We start from the raw sequence: 17,332 nt of genomic DNA on the forward strand, positions 1-17,332 counted from the left end.
AACGTGATCATCATGATCACGCGCGCCCGCGTGTCCGGGTGCTTCGGTTCCCCGGTGGTGGCCGGCGCCGTGCTCGTGCTGTGCGCGATCGGCGCGGCGGCGCTCACCGGGGCCCTCCTCAGCCTCCTCGGCGCGGCCCTGGAGCCGGGCATGCGGGCGCTGCTTGCCCTGGTCGCCGCGTCGGCCGTCGCCGCGGGCGCCGTCACCCGCCCGGTGCCGTGGCAACTGGACCGCGAGACCGACACCGACTGGCTCTCGTACGAGGACTGGCGTACCGCGGCGTTCAACGGGTTCGCGCTCGGGCTCGGGTTCACCACCCGGATCGGGTTCTGGCTGTTCTACCTCGTCCCGCTGACCGCCTTCGCCGTGGCCGATCCAATTCTCGGGGCGGCCGGTTACGCCGCCTTCGCGGTGAGCCGGGTCGGCGGCTCGGCGTTGCTCGCCGCGGCCGACATCTGGATCGACGGCGGAATCGTCCGCGCCCGCGTGGTCGCCGACCTGATCGCCGGCCTGGCCCTGGGCGCGCTCCTCACCGCTCTCGTCCCGCTGCTCTGACCCACCGAATGTGACCTGCCGAATGTGACCCACCGAAGTCGTGCCGCCACCCCCAACCAACAGAGAGGAAGCAGTAATGGAGGAAGGAACGAGCAGACGCGCCCTGTTCAGCGGGATCTTCCGCGACAAGGCCGACGACTCGCCGCTGCCCCCGGCGGACGCCCCGCTCGGCGTCCTTGTCACCGGCTCCGGGCGGGACGTCACCGTCCGCGGCTACGGGAGGTCCGCGAGCCTCATGGCGGCGGAGCCCGTCGCCGCCCAGGCCGAGGAGCTTCCGTACGGCTGGACGCTCCGGCCCGGTGACCTCGTCGTGCTCGACGAGACCAGCCCCGGGACGAAGGTCGCGGTGGCCCTGCACCGCAACGTCACCGGCCGCGTCACCGCCGTCGCGGCCGACCGGATCACGGTCGAGGGGCAGGCGTGCCGGCTCGACCCGCGAACGGTGCACTACGAGGGGATGGCGGGCGAACCGTCCGCCAAGCCGCTGGCCGAGCCCCTCAAGGTCGGGGACGTGGTCACCCTGGAGTGCTTCGACAACCGGGTCGACGGCACCCTGACCGTCCACTTCATGCGGCGCACAGGGCGGGCTTGATGGATCGCGTCCTCGCCGTCGCCGTGGTGGTGGCGTGCGTCGTCCTCACGGTTGCCTTCCTGGCCTGCCTGCGGGGCATCGCGGAGCTCAGGCTGCGCCTCACCGGGCGGGGGGTCGATCCGTCCAGCCAGCTGATCATCGGCAGGAAACTGCCCGATCGGCTCGTCGGGCTGATCCCCGACCCGAGGCTGGACACCCTGCTCGTCTTCATGTCCAGCACCTGTGGAACCTGCCTTGGCCTGGCCGCCGAGCTCGGCAAGCTCTCGGACCGCGAGGTGGTGGCGTGCGTGGTCGGTGACTCCGGCGCGGAGCTCGTCGCCCTGCTTCCGCCGGACATCACGGTCATCAGCGGAGAAGAGGCCGCGGCCGTGGACCAGGAACTGCCCATGGCCATCTGGCCGAGCGCCATCCTGCAGCGCGACGGATTCATGGTGGCCGTGGCCCAGGGCAGCGACGCCAACAGCGCCGCCGCCCTCGAGGTGTTGTGGGAACAGAGACCGGTCGTAGCGAAGGAGACGTCAGCATGATCGTCGAGCACGTACGGAAGACCCGGCTGTCGAGGAGCAAGTTCCTCGCCGTCGCCGGGGCGACCCTGGTGGGTGTGGCCACCAAGGCGTGGTTCCCGGGCCGGGCGGAGGCGGCTCCGAACGGCTGCTCCGGCGCGCCGACCTGCGGCTGCTGCAGCTCCACGAAGTGCTGCAGCAGCGGCTGCAGCAATGCCACCACCTGCGGTGGCAAACAGTGCTGGACGAGCTGCGCCTACATCGGCAGCACGCTGTACCGCTTCGACTGCTGCGACTACTGGAACAGCGGATCGTTGTGCATCTGCCGCGTCAATCTGCGGCCCTGCACCTGACGGACCGGCAGGCGCGGCGGGAACGGCCGCCGCGCCTGGGAGATGGCGGATTCGCCGTGGTGGAGGCTTGATCGCTAGTCTGGGCGGCGGAGGCGTCCGGGTGCCTGGTGGCCCCCCCGGTCTTCAAAACCGGTGGCGCCGAGCAGCTCGGCGCGGCGGGTTCGATTCCCGTCCGCCTCCGCTTCGCAATCCACCAGAGAAATCCCGCACACGGTGTCGATCCGGCCGGCGGGTGTTCGACGCGTTGATGAAGGACGGGGCGCACGCCCCCTGTTTCACCAACACGGAGGATCGACATGCAGAAGATCACCACATACCTCTGGTTCGACGACCAGGCCGAGGAGGCCGCCGAGCTCTACACCTCGGTCTTCAAGAACTCACGGATCGTCCAGGTCCAGCGCTACGGCCAGGGCGGTCCCGGCCCCGAGGGCTCGGCCATGATCGTCACGTTCGAGCTGGAGGGGCAGCGGTTCATCGCGCTCAACGGCGGCCCGCAGTACACCTTCACCGAGGCCGTCTCGCTCCTCGTCGACTGCGCCTCGCAGGAGGAGGTCGACGAGCTGTGGGACAGGCTGACCGAGGGCGGCGGCGAGGAGGGGCAGTGCGGCTGGCTGAAGGACAAGTTCGGGCTGTCCTGGCAGATCATCCCGCGCCGGCTCCAGGAGGCGCTGAGCGACCCCGATCCGGCCAAGGCGCAGCGTGCCGTGCACGCCATGCTCGGCATGCGGAAGATCGACATCCAGGGTCTCGTCGACGCCGCCGGATAGCCGGGCCTGACCAGGGCCTGACCAGGGCCTGAGCACGGGTCATTCGCGGGTCACGAGGATGCCGTCGTCGTCGCTGTAGAGCTCGGCGCCGGGCGCGAAGGTGACGCCGCCGAAGGTCACCGGGACGTCGCGCTCCCCGGTGCCCTCCTTGCCGCCCTTGCGGGGGTTGGAGCCGAGGGCCTTGAGACCGAGGTCCAGCTCCCGCAGGGCGGCGACGTCGCGGACCGCGCCGTTGACGACCACCCCGGCCCAGCCGCCGGTCACGGCGAGGCCCGCGATGACGTCGCCGACCAGCGCGCGGCGCAGGGAGCCGCCGCCGTCCACGACCAGCACCCGGCCCCGGCCGGGCTCGGACAGCACGGCCTTGAGCAGGGCGTTGTCCTCGTGGCAGCGCACGGTCGTGATCGTGCCGTGGAAGGCGCGCCGCCCGCCGTACTGGCGTAGTTGCAGCTCGCAGGAGCCGAGCTCGTCGCCGCGCTCGTCGTACAGGTCGGCCGTGACGATGTGCATGGTGCGCCTTCCCTGGGCGGAGCGGGAGATCTCCACCTTAGGGGCCGGTGCAGGTGAGGGTGACCCGGGGCGACGACCACGTCAGGTCGCCTTCGGGTCAGGTCGCCTTCGGGTCAGGTCGCCATCGGGTCAGGTCGCCTTCGGGTCAGGTCGCCATCGCGAAGCTGCGGTTCAGGCCGGTGATGTGCAGCAGCCTGGACATGTACGGGCGGGGCTCGGTCAGGGCGAGGACGATGCCCATGGCTCTGGCGCGGTTCTGGATGCCGATCAGGATGGTCAGGCCGGAGGCGTCACAGAAGGACACCTGGGACAGGTCGATGATCAGCGTGTTCGTACAGGAGCGGAGCGCGTCCAGCAACTGGATGCGAAGCGCCTTGCTGGTGAGGATGTCGATCTCGCCGGACAGGTGGACGATGGTCGGGGCCGAGGGGCCGGCTCTGCCGGCGGGTACGGTTTCGAGCATGGCCATCGGTTTTCCTTTGCTGGAGACCTCCGGGCTTCAGCCCTGGAGAGGAAGGCGAATCCGCCGCCGAGCGGCGTGAGAGAAGAAGAGAGGTGGCCAGGTGCCCGGAGCCGGCCATGCGGCCCGGTCGCCGGGGGTCGGTGGCGGATGGGCCCCCTGCCGGGCGGCGGGTGGTCAGGTGGTCGGGGTCCGAAGAAGGGCCGTACGGCCCGCGAGGTGCCCGCCCTCGTTCTCCCAGCCGGACGGATCGTTCTCGTCCGGCGTGCCGGCGCCCGTCATCACCGGGCGGTGGGCGGTGTCGAGGATGTCGGCCGGATGGAGGCCGGGCGTGCCGCCGGCCGCGAGTTCGAGCGCGGCCGAACCGTTCGGCGCGTCCGGTGGGATGACCAGCAGCGTGATGTACTCGGTGCCCGCGAGGATCAGCGTGATCACGCGGGGGTCGCCGACGCGGAACCAGCCGACCCTTACCTGGCGGCCTCGTGCCGGGACGCGGCGAGGGATGTGGTCCCACGAGTCGAGGTGCAGGCCGACGCGCAGCGTGGTGCGGCCGAGTCGCTGGTCGACGGCGGAGATCAGGCCGGGAAGTTGGGCGGCGGCGTCACGAGAGTAGGGCCACCAGGCCCCGTCCACCATGGTCCTCCGTCCGAGGCCGGGATCGAGGCTGACGCGGACCAGGGAGTCGGTCGTGGGAATCGCGGTGGCGACGGCGCTCATCGGCTTGAGATGCGAAAGGATGGTTGGCGTCATGATCGCCTGGCCTGTCCAGACCCTCGAAAGGGTCCAAAGCGGTGTATCGCCGCGGGCGACGCCAACCTGAATGCCAACGTACGGAATGTCCTCGGTCCCTTGAGTATACCCCGCGGAGCGGCCGACCGCCGTTGGCTGGAGCGCCAGGCTGGACCGTCAGGGCTTTCGAAGGCGAGGTCATCCACCTTCACGGACGTTCCATCGCCTTGATGAGGGTGCCGAGTGCCACGCGGGCGAACCCGACGCGGGTGTCGCTCGCCCCGTACGGCAGCCACAGAGCGCCGGCGTGCGACAGGCCCCCGCAGGAGTAGACGACGTTGGGCACGTAACCTTCGCGTTCGGTGTCGTCGAAGGTGAGAAGCGGGCGGGGGAGTTCGGCGATGACGCGGTGCGGCTGGTGCAGGTCGAGAAGCAGCGCTCCGATGGCGTACGCGCGCATGGGACCCACCCCATGGGTCAGCACGAGCCAGCCGAACCGGGTCTCGATCGGGGACCCGCAGTTGCCGGTCTGCGTGAGTTCCCAGCTTCGGCGGGGGATGTGGAGAGGCGCGACCGGTTGCCACCTGCTGTGCCGGTCGAAGGCGGCCAGGCCGATGGTCTCGCCGTCGGAGCGGCACAACGCGAGGGTTCGCCCGCCCACAGGACGCGGGAACAGCGCCATGCCCTTGTTGGCGGCGGCGGGACCGTGCAGCGGTGTGATCTCGAACCGGCGGAGGTCGTCGCTGGCGAGCAGGTGTGAGCGGATGCGCCGCCCGTCGTAGGCGGTGTAGGTGGCGCGGTACGACGGCAGGCCGTCTTCGTTGTGCGCCCATACGAACCGGGCGTCCTCCATGCCGTTGCTCTCGGCCGCCGTGGCCGGCCAGAGCACCCGCCGGTGGAGGGGCACGTCGGCGGGGAAGGTGACGGCGTAGGCGGAGCGCGTCGCGCGGCGCAGCTCCTCCAGAGTCCGGTGCGTGGTGGTGCGGGTGAGCAGGTCGGTGGGAAGACCGGCGACCGCGTGTTCGAAGTCGTCGTCGTCGAAGTGCTCGGGCAGGGAGTCGAGCACGGTGGCGGAGACCTCGTTGTCGCAGCCCTCGTCGGTGAGCCCGGCGGCGAACAGGTCGCGCCGGTGGTGGGTGCCGAGCCGGCGTCCGACGGCCAACGGTCCCGAGCGGTCGACGACGGTGAGGTCGGAGCCGGGCCCGAGCAGTGCCGTGGCGAAGCCGATGGAGGACAGGTGGCCCTCGCCGATCTGCCGGAGGCTGACCACCACACGGAGCTGTCCGGTGTCCAGGCCGGACTGATCGGGGTGAGGCGCCATGGAGGGATTGCACAGCGCGGCGCCCTCCACGGCGTACTCGTGACTGAAGTAGGCGCCGACGAGCAGCCGAGCCGGGAGCGGGAGGTCGACGTGGCGCCGGACCCGGTGCCGGACCAGGTCATAGTGGTGGGCGAAGGTGGCTTCGAGATCGTGGTGCCGCCCGGCGAATCGCCGCAGCGTGTCCTGGAGCATGCCGGTGGTCTCGTCAGGGCCGAGGAGGCCGATGCGGTCGATCAGGGCGGCCGCCCGGGTACGGGTCAGGGCGGCGTCCTCGCCGGGCACGAACAGCTTGATGATCACTCTTCGCGCGTCGGGAGCGAGTGTCGGGCCGAGCCGTGTCGCCAGGTCCCGGCCGGTCACGACTGCCACGAGGCGTGCTGCATGGTGGAGATCAGCGCGATGGTCGACTCCGCCCCCTGGTTGAGGTTGGGACCGTGCGCGGTCAGCCCGTCGTACCCGCCTCCGGTCGCCGCATCCCACATCGGCGCGCCGGCGTCGTTCGCGCCCTGGAACCAGGCCACCGGCCGCCGCAGACGCTCCTGCCAGAGCGGGTCGCCGGTGACGGCCGCCGCGGTGGCGCAGGCGTCGGCGAGCGCGGCGACCTCGATCGGCTGCTGGTCGTAGCGTTCGCGCGGCGCGCCCCGCCGCCAGCCGGTGACGGGGACGACCGTCAGTCGGCCGTCCCTCGTCTGGACATCGCACAGCCAGTCGAGCATCCGCAGGCCGCCGGTGAGCGACTGCCGGTCGCCGCCCAGGTGCCCGGCGGCGATGAGCACCTCGGCCAGGGCGGCGTTGGCATAGGTCAGGTACGGCTGCGGCCACGGCCAGCCGGGGTCCTCCGCTGGAGTGCCGATCATCCGGGCGGCGTCCTTCAGCAGGGCGGCGGCCACGCTGTCGTCCGGATGGACACGTAGGACCTCGGCGGCGCCGAGCCCCGCGAACGCCATGGAACGCGGATGCGGTGACCGCTGCGCGGCGCCGAGGGCGAAGGCGAGCTGCGCCTCCGCCCGGATCCAGGGGGCGGAGCCGCGGGCCGCCGCGGTGCCCAGCCCCCACAGCGCTCGTCCCCACCAGTCGCCGACGCCGGGCCGGTCACTCCAGCGCCGATCGAAGCCGAGCCGGTTGCGGAACCCGCCGGAGGCGTCCTGGGCGTGGGTGAGGAATGCCAGATAGCACTCGGCCAGCCGTCGCACTCGGGGGGCCGGGGCCGGCTCCCGGCTGGTGATGACGAGCCCGCGCGCGACGTCGTCGGTGCAGTAACCGTGCTCACGGCGTACGACGGCGTGCCGGGCGTGTTCGTACAGGCCGGTGTCGTCGCTCAGCCGGATCAGGTGCCCGAAGCCGGGTAGAGCGCCGTTCATGGCAGCGCCGCCGCCACGGCGACGGGGCGTTCGGCGAGGAGGGACCGGGCCAGGACGTGATAACGGGCCGCGACCGCCGGCCACAACAGCGCCGGGACCAGCGCCTGGGTCCGGGCGGCGAGTTCCCCGGCCAGGCCGGGCTCGGTGATGACGCGGCGGATGGCGGCGGCCAGCGCGACGGGATCGCCATGCGGGACGAGCAGCCCCGGCCCGCCGGAGAGCAGCTCCACGGCGTGCGGGAAGGAGGTGGCGACGACCGGCACGCCGGCGGCCACGGCCTCGATCAGCACGCCGGAGGTGACCTGCTCAGGTGAGTCGTAGGGGAGTACGACGATGTCGGCCGAGCGGACCAGCCGCCGCAGTGAGGCCTCGTCCCGGTAGAGGGGGTCGAACCGTACGGCGCCGGAGATGCCGAGTCGTTCGCTGATCTCGAACAGGCTGTCGCGGTAGGCCTCCCCCTGGAATTCCAGCACCTTGGGGTGGGTCTTCCCGGCAACGGTGTAGGCAGGAGGCGGTGTCAGGTCCGTCAGAAGGGCGAGCGCCCGCAACGCCCACTCGATGCCCTTGCCGGGGCCGAGCAGTCCCCAGGTGAGCAGGTGCGGCCGGAGGCGCCGCCGCGCCCGGACTCGCGTGTGGTCGGGCGCGCCGTGCGGGATGACGGACACCTTGCCGGCGTCGACGCGATAGCCGGCCAGCAGCCGGTCGCGGGCGGTTCCGGTCATGGTCACGATCGCGTCGGCGGCCGCCACGATCTGTTCGAGCAGCGCTCTCTGCGCCACGGTGGGCCCGGTCAGGACGGTGTGCAGGACCACGATGACGGGCACGGTCAGGCTGCGGATCAGCGGCAGGACGTCACGGCCGTTCGCGCCGGGGTAGATGCCGTATTCGTGCTGGACGATGGCCACGTCGAAGTCGCAGAGGGCGGAGGCGGCGGCCTGCCAGCCGCCGGGCCCGCCGGGAGCCCACGTGTGCACGACCTCGGGAAGAAGTCGTATGTCATCGCCTTCCGCGGCGACACGGACGATGCCGCCGGACGTGCCTCCCCTGGTGAGATGGGCGGCCAGGGCGGAGTTGAAGGTCGCGAGTCCGCACTGTGTCGGCGGATGGGTGCTGAGAAAGCCGTATGTGCAGGCCAACAGTCATGCCTTCCGGTATTCGGCCGCCCCGAAATGCGGTGCGGCCTCACGCGATGAAGACGTCCATCAGGCAGCGTGTGCGCGGATGGACCTGAGCCTGGCACCGGGGCCGCCCTCGTGCGGGCCCGGCGTAGCGACCCGTTGCCGACGGCAGGGCCTATATCACCTGAACGGTATCAGGCTCCTGTCTCGCCACTATGGCGTGGTAGATCCGGACATAGTCGGTCACCATCGCCCGCCGTCGACGTGCGGCGCGACCTGCTCATCGAAGTAGCGCTCATCCTGGACGATCCCGCAGACCGGCCATGTTCGGACACCACACGGGCCGGGCGGCCACGGTTCCGGGGGCGCCTGCCGGGCAGAGTCCGGATGTGAACGACGTCTGGGACCTGGTGGTGGTGGGCGGCGGGCCGGCCGGGGCGGCGGCGGCCCTGCGGGCGGCGCAACTCCGGCCGGACGGGCGGATCCTGCTGCTCGACAAGGCCGACTTCCCCCGGGACAAGGCCTGCGGCGACGGCATCGCGGCCCACGGCCGTGACGAGCTGGCCCTGCTCGGCCTGCCCGGTCTGCTCGACGACTACCGGCCCACCTCCCGCCTCACGGTCGTCGCCCCCGGCGGCACGCGCGTGTCGGCCACGGCGGCGCGGCCCAACCACGTGGTCCCGAGGACGGTGTTCGACGCCCGCCTCGTCGAGGCCGCCCGGGCCCGGGGCGTCGAGGTGCGCCGTCACCGCGTCCGCGCGCTCGCGGCGACCGGCCCGCATGTCGTGATCGACGGCTGCCTGACGGCCCGCGCCGTGGTCGCCGCCGACGGGGCCAACTCGGCCGTGCGCCGCCTCATCGGGCTGCCGGCCTCTGCCGACCGGCACACCGCCATCGCGGTACGCGGCTACTCCGACGTGGCCGCCTCCGACGACGTACAGCTCATCGCCATGCAGAAGGAGGGCTGGCCGGCCTACGCCTGGTCGTTCCCCATCGGCGACGGCACCGCCAACGTCGGCTTCGGGATGCTCCTTCCCCGGCTGCGCGCCACGGGGCTGCCGGGCCGGGAGGTGCTGCACGGGCGGCTCGCCCGCCTGCTGCCCGACCAGCCGGCCCGCGACCTGCGCGCCCACCACCTGCCGCTGTCGTCCGGCCGGCCGAAGGCCGGGGCCGGGCGGGTGATGCTGGCCGGTGACGCCGCGAGCCTCATCAACCCGCTCACCGGCGAAGGCATCTACTACGCCCTGCTGTCGGGCCGGCTCGCAGGCGAGGCGGCCGTCCAGGCGGCCGACGACCCGTTGCCCGCCTACCTGCGCAAGCTGCGGGCGGCCCTCGGGAGCCATCTGCGCACCACCGACGTGCTCGCCCGGCTCGCCCAGTCGCCCGGTTTCATCGACGCCGCCATCGGCACGGCCGCGCGCCGCGAGGAGATGTTCGACGTGCTCGTCGACGTGGGCCTCGGCGCGGGCCTCGTGCCCCTTCCGATCGCCCTGGCCGTAGGCCGCCGCTGGCTCCGCGACGCGTTCACCTGACCGTCCGCCGGCGGGCGGTCCGGGTGTCCGTCAGGTGGGCGTCCGGTGTCCGTCCGGTGTCCGTCAGGTGGTGAGGGCGGCGCCGTTGCCCAGCAGGAGGGCGACGTCCACCGCGGCCACGGCGATGGCCGCGGCGAAGGGGGCTCGGGGGAAGCGCCCGTGCAGCAGCAGCCCGGCGCCGGACAGGGCCGCGGCGGCGGCCAGGGCGAGCCACCCCGCCGTGCCGGGACCACCGGGCGGGGCGAGGACGAGCAGGAACGACGCGGCCAGCAGCGGGAGCGGGGCCAGCAGCCGGGCCCGTACCGGGCCGAGCCGCTGCGGCCAGCCGCGCACCCCGGCGGCCAGGTCGGAGGGGATGTCCGGGAGCGTGTTGGCCAGGTGGGCGCCGCACCCGAGCAGGGCCGCGGCCAGGACCGACCACCACGCCGGCCACGGCCGCTCCGGCAGGCCGAGCGTCACGAAGGCCGGCAGCGACCCGAACCCCACCGCGTACGGGACCCACGACAGGACGGTGGCCTTGAGCCCGAGGTCGTAGGCCCAGGCGGCGCCCACACCGGCGAGGTGGACGAGCCCCGCGGCCGGCCCGGACGCCAGGGAGAGCGGCACGCAGGCGATCAGGGCGGCGACGGCGGCGATCCACACGGTCCGCGCGCTCACCGCGCCGGCCACGACCGGTTTGCCGGTCCGCGCGGCCGTCGTGTCGAGCCCGGCGTCGACCGCGTCGTTGCACCAGCCGACCGACAGCTGACCGGTGAGGACGGCCGCGGCGACCAGCGCGACCCCGCCCGCGTCACGCCCGACGGCCACCGCCAGCGCCGTGACCAGGGCGGTGACCGCGAAGGTGGGGCCGGGATGGCAGGCGCGCGCGAGCCCGCCGACCGTCTGAAGGAGGCTCCACGCCCTGTCCGCCACAGCGACGATCGTAGATCCCGGCGGCCATTCCCACCCGCAGGTGGCTTAGCCAGTGCTGGGGCGGGAAGCGTCCCGGAGGTCGGAACCGTTCGGCGCCACGTGCCGGGGAGAGGCTAGATGACACGTATTACAGCCGTTCGCACTACTTTTCCCCCGAACCGTTACCCTCAGGCCGAGCTCACCGACATGGCGGCGCGGCTGTGCCTGCCTGAGGGCGCCGACCGCCGCCTCCTCGACCGGCTGCATCGGAGCGCCCGGGTGGAGTTCCGCAACCTCGCGCTGCCGATCGAGCAGTACGACAAGCTCGACGGTTTCGGCGCGGCCAACGACGCCTTCATCTCGACCGCCGTCGACCTCGGCGCCGAGTGCGTGGCCGCCGCGGTGGAGGCCGCCGGGCTGACCCCGGCCGACGTGGACATGATCATGTTCACCTCGGTCACCGGCATCGCCGCCCCCTCGGTGGACGCCCGGCTGGTCGAGCGGCTGGGGCTGCGGCCCGACGTCAAACGGGTGCCCGTCTTCGGGCTGGGCTGCGTCGCGGGGGCCGCGGGCATCGCCCGGCTCTACGACTACCTGCGCGGCTGGCCCGACCACGTGGCCGTGCTGCTGTCGGTCGAGCTGTGCTCCCTCACCGTGCAGCGCGGCGACGTCTCACCGGCCAACCTGGTGGCGAGCGCGCTCTTCGGCGACGGAGCGGCCGCCGTGGTCGCCTGCGGCGAAGGCAGGCGGCCGGGGGCGGGGCCGGCGGCGGGGCCGGGCGGCACCGTGCTCGCCACCCGCAGCCACCTGTATCCCGGCTCCGGGCACGTCATGGGATGGCAGGTGCGCGACACCGGGTTCGGCGTGCTGCTCGACGCGAGCGTGCCCGACGTCGTCCGGCGCCACCTGGCCGACGACGTGCACGGCTTCCTCGCCGACCACGGCCTGACGGCCCGGGACATCACCGCCTGGGTGTGCCACCCGGGCGGACCGAAGGTCCTGGAGGCCGTGGCCGAGACGCTCGCGCTGCCGGCGGGGGCGCTCGACCTGACCTGGCGCTCGCTGGCCGCCAACGGCAACCTGTCGTCGGCCTCGGTGCTCCACGTGCTGGGCGACACGCTCGCGCTCCGGCCACCCGAGCCCGGGACGTACGGCCTGCTGGTCGCGATGGGCCCGGGCTTCTGCTCCGAACTCGTCCTGCTGCGCTGGTGACCGGTATGTCCTGGTATCTGGTCCTCATTCTGCTCATCGGGCTGGAACGCCTCGCCGAACTGGTCATCGCCCGGCGCAACGCCCGGTGGAGCCTGGAACGCGGCGGCGTCGTCAGCGGTCAGGGCCACTATCCGTGGATGGTGGTGTTGCACACCGGCCTGCTGGCCGGTGCACCGCTGGAGGTCGCGCTGGCCGACCGGCCCTTCCTGCCTGCGCTCGGCTGGCCGATGCTGGCCCTGGTCGTGGCGGCCCAGGCGCTGCGCTGGTGGTGCGTCGTCACGCTCGGCCGCCGCTGGAACACCCAGGTCATCGTGGTGCCGGGCCTGCCGCTGGTGATCGGGGGCCCCTACCGCCACGGCTGGCTGCGCCATCCCAACTACGTCGCGGTGGTCGTGGAGGGGTTCGCGCTGCCCCTGGTGCACACCGCGTGGGTCACCGCGGTCGTGTTCACCGTGCTCAACGCGGTGCTGCTGACCATCCGCGTCAGGTGCGAGAACACCGCCCTCGCCGCGGCGGGAGCCGGGTCGTGATCGACGTCCTCGTCGCCGGGGGCGGACCCGCCGGGCTGGCGACCGCGATCCACGCCGCGCTGGCCGGGATGCGGGCGGTGGTGGTCGAGCCCCGCCCCGCGCCGGTGGACAAGGCCTGTGGCGAGGGCCTGATGCCCGGTGGGGTGGCCGCCCTGGTGGCGATGGGCGTACAGGCGCCAGGGGTGCCCCTGCGCGGCATCCACTACCTCGACGGCCGGCACCAGGCGCGGGCCGCCTTCCGTCACGAGACGGGCATGGGCGTGCGGCGCACCGCGCTGCACGCGGCGCTGGCGCGGCGGGCGGCGGAGCTGGGCGTCGAGACCGTCACCGGCCGGATCGCCGCAGCCCACCAGGGCGGCGGCTGGGTGGAGGCCGCCGGGCTGCGGGCCCGCTGGCTCGTCGCGGCCGACGGCCTGCACTCGCCGCTGCGCCGTTCGCTGGGTCTCGGCCTGCCCGATCGCGGCCCCCGCAGGTACGGCCTGCGCAGGCACTACCGGCTGGCGCCGTGGACCGACTTCGTCGAGGTGCACTGGTCGGGCCGCGGTGAGGCGTACGTGACGCCGGTGGGCGACGAGCTCGTCGGCGTGGCGATCCTCAGCGCGCGGCGCTGCGACTACCAGGAGCACCTCGGCGGCTTCCCCAGCCTGCTCGCCCGCCTCGACGGCGCGCCCGCGACCGCCGTGCGCGGCGCCGGGCCGCTGCGCCAGCGCGTGCGGGCCCGGGTCGCCGGGCGCGTGCTGCTGGTCGGCGACGCCGCCGGCTACACCGACGCGCTCACCGGGGAGGGGATCTCACTGGCGGTGCAGTGCGCCCGCGCCCTGGTGGGCTGCCTCCAGCGGGACCGGCCACAGGACTACGAAGGGGCCTGGCGCCGGCTGTCGCTGGCGCACCGGGTGCTCACCGGCGCGCTGGTGCGGGCCGCCCACCGGCCGGCGACGGCCCGCCTCGTCGTGCCCGCAGCGCAACGCCTGCCGGGACTCTTCACGACCGTGGTGCGCGCTCTCGCCTGAGGGAGTTGTCGGGCGTGCGTGTCCGTCGACCGGGCACGCGGTGATGGCCGCCGGGCCGGGCACGGCCGCGGACGGCTGGGAGCGCCGTCGCTCAGTGGCCGCCGGCCACGGGGAACCCGAGGTCTCAGAGCCTGAACAGCTTGTTGTAGGGGGCGATGATGCGGTGTGTCTCGGCGCCGAAGTCGACGAGCACGGCGACATCCTCCTCGACCCCGATGACCAGGCCGAGACCGTACTTGTCGTGACTGACCCGGTCCTGCAGCACGAACTGCTCGACCGGTGGCGGAGGGACCACAGGGACGTTGAAGGGACTTCCGGGCAGAGGACGCCGGGCCGCGGCTTTTCTGGGCTTCACTGGTATCAGTATGCGCCCCTCGGACCCGTGAGTCGAACTCCGCCCCCCGGTCACCGGCACGGCGGCGATCCTCGCGGTGGTCACGTCCTGGTGAGGGTCCAGGTGCCGTCGGTTGTGATCGTTACCAGAGAGGTCCCGGCCGGCAGCGGCACTTCGCCGTGGTACGTCCCGATCTCGTGCACCAGGATGCCGGGTGAGCCGTCCCCGTAGGCGTGGACGGTGACGTTGCCGCTGCCGGCGTGTTCGATCCTGACCGTGGTGGGTCCGGGGCTCGCGGGCGACAGCGTCAGCACCTCGTCGCCCCGGCCGGACACCGGGCCGCCCGTCCACGCGCGGGCCAGCGTGACCGGCTTGAGGGCGAGCGTCCAGGCGCCGTCGGCCTTGATCGCGAAGCCGTGCAGCACCTTCCCGTCGTGCCCGTTCACGAGGACCGTGCCCTGGTAGCCGCCGACGGCGTGCACGATCGGCGGCTGCTCGGGGCCGTTCCGGACGAGGGGGCGCACGATGAAGGTGGACGTGCCCCGGTGGGTGAGCGAGGCGAGGAACATGACCTCGGTGGTCTGGAGCAGGACGAGGTCGTCGCCGGCGCCGCTGTAGGTGCGCATGTCCGCCTCCGGGGGCGGCGAGATCCGCTCCGCCGCCGGAGCGCGCGTGGGCGTCCTGGTGGCTGACTGGACCGGGCCGTGTCCCGGCTGCGAAACAAGTGGAAGCGTGTCGCGCGCGGCCGGGCCGCCGTCGCTCCCGCGGGTGATCGCGGCGACGACCGTCAGGAAGAGGAGCGCGCTCACGATGCCGATCGCGACCTTCACTCCGGTGCGCCGGCCTCCGGGCGGCTGTGGATGGCCGTGGCCGGGTGGGGGAGGGCCCAGGGGAGGATGCCCGCCGCCTGAGGGAGGACCGTGGCCGAGCGACATGGCGGCTCCTTGGAAAGGGTGACCACAGATGGACGCGCCGGGACACGCGTTGGTTGGCGTTACGCGAGCGGCCTGCGTTCCTGAAGCACGGCAAGGTACGTGGGAGGGTGATGAGATCAGTGGAGGGTGGAACATGCGGAAATATGTGATCATGGGCGTGCAGGGGAGCGGCAAGGGCACGCAGAGCACGCTGCTCGCCGGCGATCTCGACCTCGTGCACATCAGCGTCGGCGACATCTTCCGCTGGCACGTGAAGCACCACACCAAGCTCGGCGCGCAGGTCCGCCGCCTCGTGGCCGCCGGCGAGCTCGTGGGAGACGACCTGGTCGAGAAGGTCGTCCGGGACCGGCTGCAGCAGCACGACTGGAACTACGGGTTCGTCATCGACGGCTTCCCGCGCAGCCGGGGCCAGGCGGAGTTCTTCCTGGAGAGCTACGACATCGACGGCGTGATCTACCTCGAACTGCCCGACGAGGAGGTACGGCGCAGGGTCCTCGCCCGGCGGCTGTGCTCGCGCTGCGGCATGGACTACAACCTGATCGCGGACCGTCCCGAGACCGAGGGCGTCTGTGACGTCTGCGGCGGCGAGCTCGTCACCCGCGCCGACGACACTCCCGAGGCGCTGACCAGGCGGTTGCGCGAATACCACGACAAGATCGACCCGGTCGTGGAGCTGTTCCGCCGCAAGGAGTACGTCATGACGATCGACGCCCGCGCGGACAAGATCACCATCCAGCGGATGATCCGCGCCCGCTTCGGCCTCCCCCCGTACGACCCCGGCACACCGGACGAGGCGCGGACACCGCCGGACTCCGCGACACCATCGCGTGCCAAGGCGCCCGACGGCTCCGACACCCCGGCCGGCTCCGGGACGCGTGACGGCTCCGGGACGCCGGGTGGGGTCAGGGCGCCGGGAGACTGACGGGCTCGCTCCCCTGTGTGAGCGGCCACGGTGTCCGCTCGGCCAGGGCCTTGATCGTGGTGAGCTGCTTCCGGACGTTGAGGAAGTTGCCCGCGTGCGACAGCAGCAGATAGACCAGCCCGAGCACACCCGGCCGGCACAGCACCCGGTGCCGGAACAGCAGCCGGGTGCGTGAGCCCTCGCCCGCCAGGACGATCGCCCACGTCTCGGTGACGTGGAAGGCGTGGACGGCCAGCACGATCGCCCGGCCGGGCTCCACCTGCTCGACCAGGTAGCCGGTGCCGCTGCCGGTCGGCAGCAGGTCACCCACCTTGAGCCGCTGCAGCCCGGGGATGATCCGGTCGGCGCTCGGGCCGCCGTCGTCGGCGAGGTCGTAGCCGTACCAACCGGCCCGGGGAGAGTCGCCCATCTGCGCCAGCCACGGCCAGACGGCCTCGGGTGGCGCGTCGATCGTGATGGCGCGGGTCGCCCGGATGTGCGGCTGGGGCACGATGGCGTCTCCCGGGAACGGCCGGCGGACCTCGTCGCGGGTGGCTCCCCAGCGCAGCAACCTCGGGCGGACGAACAGCAGGTATGCGGCCAGCGACGCCGCTCCGGCGAGCGCCACTCGTGGCCATCCGCGTATGTCACGACTCTCCATGCCCCTATGTCATCACCCGCGGGCGGGCGGACGGCAGTGCCGAAGGTCCAGGTCGCGTCGGCCTTTGGTCCTATTCCGGTCCGCCCGCGCGGCGCCGGGACGAAAGTCCCTCCCGGTGAGGAGGGACGGCCCTGACCGCCGTCCTCGCGGCGCCTGATCGTAAGGGGCAGGGAGGCGATCGTCATGCGAGAAGAGCTGGGAGTCGTGATCGGGGTCGACCGCTCGCCGTCGAGCAGGCGGGCCCTGCGCTGGGCCGCCGCCGAAGCCGAGGCCAGGAAACTGCCCCTCACCGTGTGCCACGCCTGGGAGTGGCCCTACCACGAGTGGCCGGGCGAGGTCGTGCCGCTCGAACTGGCCCGCCGCCCCGCCGCGCGCCTGCTCGACCTGGCCGCCGCCTGGGCCCGGCGCCATCACCCCGGGGTGCCGGTCAACACCGTGCTCGAACGCGGTGCGGCGGCCGCCCTGCTGATCGACCTGTCCCGTACGGCCGACCTGGTCGTGGTCGGCAGCCGTGGCTACCGCGGCTTGGCCGGCCTGCTGGCGGGATCGGTCAGCACCCAGGTCGCCACCCGCGTGGCCTGCCCCGTGATCGTCGTGCGCGGCCAGGTGGATCCGGCCCTCGACGTGGTCGTGGGCTTCGACGGGTCACCGGCGGCGATGGGCGCCCTGCGGTTCGCCGCGCACCAGGCGCATCTGCGGGAGGTGGGGCTGCGGGTGGTCGTCGCCCGCCGTGACCGTGGCGAGGAGGCCGGCCAGGAGGATCAGCTAGCCCGTGCCGACGACCGGGCAAGGGACGAGCTGGTGCTGCTGAAGCGCGACCATCCCGGCCTGGAGGCCGAGGTCGAGCTGGTCAACGAGCCCGCCCGCGAGGCGCTGACGGCGGCGGCGGAGAAGGCGAGCCTGCTCGTGGTCGGGCCGCGTGGGCTCGCCGGGTCGCGCGGGGTAGGCGGGGTGCGCGGCCTGCTGCTCGGCTCGATCAGCCAGGCCATGATCCAGCACGCGCCGTGCCCGGTCGCCGTCGTCCACCGCACCTGACGGCCGAAGCGGCGGCCCGGCC

The 17,332-nt window shown here is 72.9% G+C and carries 21 protein-coding genes and 1 tRNA gene; 12 read left to right on the forward strand and 10 right to left on the reverse strand.

Annotated elements, in window-relative coordinates:
* The first annotated feature begins 12 nt into the window (after window positions 1-12).
* From IEY82_RS10530 to IEY82_RS10555, 6 genes are all read left to right on the forward strand, one after another.
* Window positions 13-555, forward strand: a complete 543-nt coding sequence (locus IEY82_RS10530) for a hypothetical protein (protein ID WP_189123843.1) — start codon at window positions 13-15, stop codon at window positions 553-555.
* A 76-nt stretch (window positions 556-631) separates the two neighbouring features.
* Entirely contained in the window at window positions 632-1,147 is a 516-nt protein-coding gene (locus IEY82_RS10535; RefSeq protein WP_189123844.1) for a DUF5666 domain-containing protein, read from the forward strand.
* Window positions 1,147-1,674: a hypothetical protein gene (locus IEY82_RS10540; RefSeq protein ID WP_189123845.1), complete on the forward strand. Its 528-nt coding sequence runs from the start codon at window positions 1,147-1,149 to the stop codon at window positions 1,672-1,674. Before IEY82_RS10535 ends, IEY82_RS10540 begins: the two co-directional genes overlap by 1 nt.
* The gene (locus IEY82_RS10545) at window positions 1,671-2,003 is read left to right on the forward strand and encodes a hypothetical protein (protein WP_189123846.1); all 333 of its coding nucleotides are present in this window, start codon (window positions 1,671-1,673) and stop codon (window positions 2,001-2,003) included. The genes IEY82_RS10540 and IEY82_RS10545 overlap by 4 nt, the downstream gene beginning before the upstream one ends.
* Window positions 2,004-2,091: 88 nt before the next feature.
* Window positions 2,092-2,185: transfer RNA gene (locus tag IEY82_RS10550), tRNA-Sec, on the forward strand.
* 114 nt (window positions 2,186-2,299) lie between these two features.
* The gene (locus IEY82_RS10555; protein ID WP_189123847.1) at window positions 2,300-2,770 is read left to right on the forward strand and encodes a VOC family protein; all 471 of its coding nucleotides are present in this window, start codon (window positions 2,300-2,302) and stop codon (window positions 2,768-2,770) included.
* A gap of 39 nt (window positions 2,771-2,809) precedes the next feature.
* Here the strand turns inward: IEY82_RS10555 and rraA are convergent, their stop codons facing one another.
* From rraA to IEY82_RS10585, 6 genes are all read right to left on the reverse strand, one after another.
* Complete coding sequence (gene rraA, locus IEY82_RS10560) at window positions 2,810-3,280, reverse strand: ribonuclease E activity regulator RraA (RefSeq protein WP_189123848.1); 471 nt, start codon at window positions 3,278-3,280, stop codon at window positions 2,810-2,812.
* Between the two features lie 145 nt (window positions 3,281-3,425).
* A complete protein-coding gene (locus IEY82_RS10565) occupies window positions 3,426-3,749 on the reverse strand; it encodes an STAS domain-containing protein (protein WP_189123849.1) in 324 nt (107 codons plus the stop codon).
* A 168-nt stretch (window positions 3,750-3,917) separates the two neighbouring features.
* Window positions 3,918-4,457 (reverse strand): DUF5994 family protein, encoded by a 540-nt coding sequence (locus IEY82_RS10570; protein WP_189123850.1) that lies wholly within the window; start codon window positions 4,455-4,457, stop codon window positions 3,918-3,920.
* 220 nt (window positions 4,458-4,677) lie between these two features.
* Entirely contained in the window at window positions 4,678-6,159 is a 1,482-nt protein-coding gene (locus IEY82_RS10575; protein ID WP_225262587.1) for a glycoside hydrolase family 130 protein, read from the reverse strand.
* Entirely contained in the window at window positions 6,147-7,151 is a 1,005-nt protein-coding gene (locus IEY82_RS10580; RefSeq protein WP_189123851.1) for a glycosyltransferase, read from the reverse strand. Before IEY82_RS10580 ends, IEY82_RS10575 begins: the two co-directional genes overlap by 13 nt.
* Window positions 7,148-8,287, reverse strand: coding sequence for a glycosyltransferase (locus IEY82_RS10585; protein ID WP_189123852.1), 1,140 nt, complete (start codon window positions 8,285-8,287; stop codon window positions 7,148-7,150). The genes IEY82_RS10580 and IEY82_RS10585 overlap by 4 nt, the downstream gene beginning before the upstream one ends.
* 371 nt (window positions 8,288-8,658) lie before the next feature.
* Here IEY82_RS10585 and IEY82_RS10590 point away from each other — a divergent pair, with 371 nt between their 5' ends.
* Window positions 8,659-9,801: an NAD(P)/FAD-dependent oxidoreductase gene (locus IEY82_RS10590; RefSeq protein ID WP_225262590.1), complete on the forward strand. Its 1,143-nt coding sequence runs from the start codon at window positions 8,659-8,661 to the stop codon at window positions 9,799-9,801.
* A 63-nt stretch (window positions 9,802-9,864) separates the two neighbouring features.
* On the opposite strand, the gene IEY82_RS10595 is transcribed toward IEY82_RS10590, so the two are convergent.
* Window positions 9,865-10,713, reverse strand: coding sequence for a UbiA family prenyltransferase (locus IEY82_RS10595; protein WP_225262592.1), 849 nt, complete (start codon window positions 10,711-10,713; stop codon window positions 9,865-9,867).
* 117 nt (window positions 10,714-10,830) lie between these two features.
* On the opposite strand from IEY82_RS10595, the gene IEY82_RS10600 reads away from it, so the two are divergent.
* Genes IEY82_RS10600 through IEY82_RS10610 form a run of 3 tightly spaced genes read left to right on the forward strand, consistent with a single transcriptional unit; the run spans window position 10,831 to window position 13,444 of the window.
* Complete coding sequence (locus IEY82_RS10600) at window positions 10,831-11,904, forward strand: type III polyketide synthase (protein WP_189123854.1); 1,074 nt, start codon at window positions 10,831-10,833, stop codon at window positions 11,902-11,904.
* A gap of 5 nt (window positions 11,905-11,909) precedes the next feature.
* On the forward strand, window positions 11,910-12,434 hold the full coding sequence (locus IEY82_RS10605) for an isoprenylcysteine carboxyl methyltransferase family protein (protein WP_189123855.1): 525 nt from the start codon (window positions 11,910-11,912) through the stop codon (window positions 12,432-12,434).
* Window positions 12,431-13,444: an NAD(P)/FAD-dependent oxidoreductase gene (locus IEY82_RS10610; RefSeq protein ID WP_189123856.1), complete on the forward strand. Its 1,014-nt coding sequence runs from the start codon at window positions 12,431-12,433 to the stop codon at window positions 13,442-13,444. The genes IEY82_RS10605 and IEY82_RS10610 overlap by 4 nt, the downstream gene beginning before the upstream one ends.
* Before the next feature lie 124 nt (window positions 13,445-13,568).
* Here the strand turns inward: IEY82_RS10610 and IEY82_RS10615 are convergent, their stop codons facing one another.
* On the reverse strand, window positions 13,569-13,739 hold the full coding sequence (locus tag IEY82_RS10615) for a hypothetical protein (protein WP_225262594.1): 171 nt from the start codon (window positions 13,737-13,739) through the stop codon (window positions 13,569-13,571).
* Between the two features lie 140 nt (window positions 13,740-13,879).
* Window positions 13,880-14,587, reverse strand: coding sequence for a hypothetical protein (locus tag IEY82_RS10620; RefSeq protein WP_189123857.1), 708 nt, complete (start codon window positions 14,585-14,587; stop codon window positions 13,880-13,882).
* Window positions 14,588-14,846: 259 nt separating this feature from the next.
* Between IEY82_RS10620 and IEY82_RS10625 the strand changes: the two genes are divergently transcribed.
* Window positions 14,847-15,635 (forward strand): adenylate kinase family protein, encoded by a 789-nt coding sequence (locus IEY82_RS10625; RefSeq protein ID WP_189123858.1) that lies wholly within the window; start codon window positions 14,847-14,849, stop codon window positions 15,633-15,635.
* On the opposite strand, the gene IEY82_RS10630 is transcribed toward IEY82_RS10625, so the two are convergent.
* On the reverse strand, window positions 15,616-16,275 hold the full coding sequence (locus tag IEY82_RS10630; RefSeq protein WP_189123859.1) for an SRPBCC family protein: 660 nt from the start codon (window positions 16,273-16,275) through the stop codon (window positions 15,616-15,618). The two genes, IEY82_RS10625 and IEY82_RS10630, sit on opposite strands and share 20 nt — an antisense overlap.
* Window positions 16,276-16,458: 183 nt before the next feature.
* On the opposite strand from IEY82_RS10630, the gene IEY82_RS10635 reads away from it, so the two are divergent.
* Window positions 16,459-17,310, forward strand: coding sequence for a universal stress protein (locus tag IEY82_RS10635; protein ID WP_189123860.1), 852 nt, complete (start codon window positions 16,459-16,461; stop codon window positions 17,308-17,310).
* Window positions 17,311-17,332: the final 22 nt, after the last annotated feature.

Origin of the sequence: Nonomuraea cavernae (assembly GCF_014646355.1) — a bacterium.
Lineage (GTDB): Bacteria > Actinomycetota > Actinomycetes > Streptosporangiales > Streptosporangiaceae > Nonomuraea > Nonomuraea cavernae.

Excerpts from the sequence above, each read along its gene's own strand:
- IEY82_RS10530 (WP_189123843.1), top strand. The coding sequence starts at position 13 with ATGATCACGCGCGCCCGCGTGTCCGGGTGCTTCGGTTCCCCGGTGGTG.
- IEY82_RS10535 (WP_189123844.1), top strand. The coding sequence starts at position 632 with ATGGAGGAAGGAACGAGCAGACGCGCCCTGTTCAGCGGGATCTTCCGC.
- IEY82_RS10540 (WP_189123845.1), top strand. The coding sequence starts at position 1,147 with ATGGATCGCGTCCTCGCCGTCGCCGTGGTGGTGGCGTGCGTCGTCCTC.
- IEY82_RS10545 (WP_189123846.1), top strand. The coding sequence starts at position 1,671 with ATGATCGTCGAGCACGTACGGAAGACCCGGCTGTCGAGGAGCAAGTTC.
- IEY82_RS10555 (WP_189123847.1), top strand. The coding sequence starts at position 2,300 with ATGCAGAAGATCACCACATACCTCTGGTTCGACGACCAGGCCGAGGAG.
- rraA (WP_189123848.1), bottom strand. The coding sequence starts at position 3,280 with ATGCACATCGTCACGGCCGACCTGTACGACGAGCGCGGCGACGAGCTC.
- IEY82_RS10565 (WP_189123849.1), bottom strand. The coding sequence starts at position 3,749 with ATGGCCATGCTCGAAACCGTACCCGCCGGCAGAGCCGGCCCCTCGGCC.
- IEY82_RS10570 (WP_189123850.1), bottom strand. The coding sequence starts at position 4,457 with ATGAGCGCCGTCGCCACCGCGATTCCCACGACCGACTCCCTGGTCCGC.
- IEY82_RS10580 (WP_189123851.1), bottom strand. The coding sequence starts at position 7,151 with ATGAACGGCGCTCTACCCGGCTTCGGGCACCTGATCCGGCTGAGCGAC.
- IEY82_RS10600 (WP_189123854.1), top strand. The coding sequence starts at position 10,831 with ATGACACGTATTACAGCCGTTCGCACTACTTTTCCCCCGAACCGTTAC.
- IEY82_RS10605 (WP_189123855.1), top strand. The coding sequence starts at position 11,910 with ATGTCCTGGTATCTGGTCCTCATTCTGCTCATCGGGCTGGAACGCCTC.
- IEY82_RS10625 (WP_189123858.1), top strand. The coding sequence starts at position 14,847 with ATGCGGAAATATGTGATCATGGGCGTGCAGGGGAGCGGCAAGGGCACG.
- IEY82_RS10630 (WP_189123859.1), bottom strand. The coding sequence starts at position 16,275 with ATGGAGAGTCGTGACATACGCGGATGGCCACGAGTGGCGCTCGCCGGA.
- IEY82_RS10635 (WP_189123860.1), top strand. The coding sequence starts at position 16,459 with ATGCGAGAAGAGCTGGGAGTCGTGATCGGGGTCGACCGCTCGCCGTCG.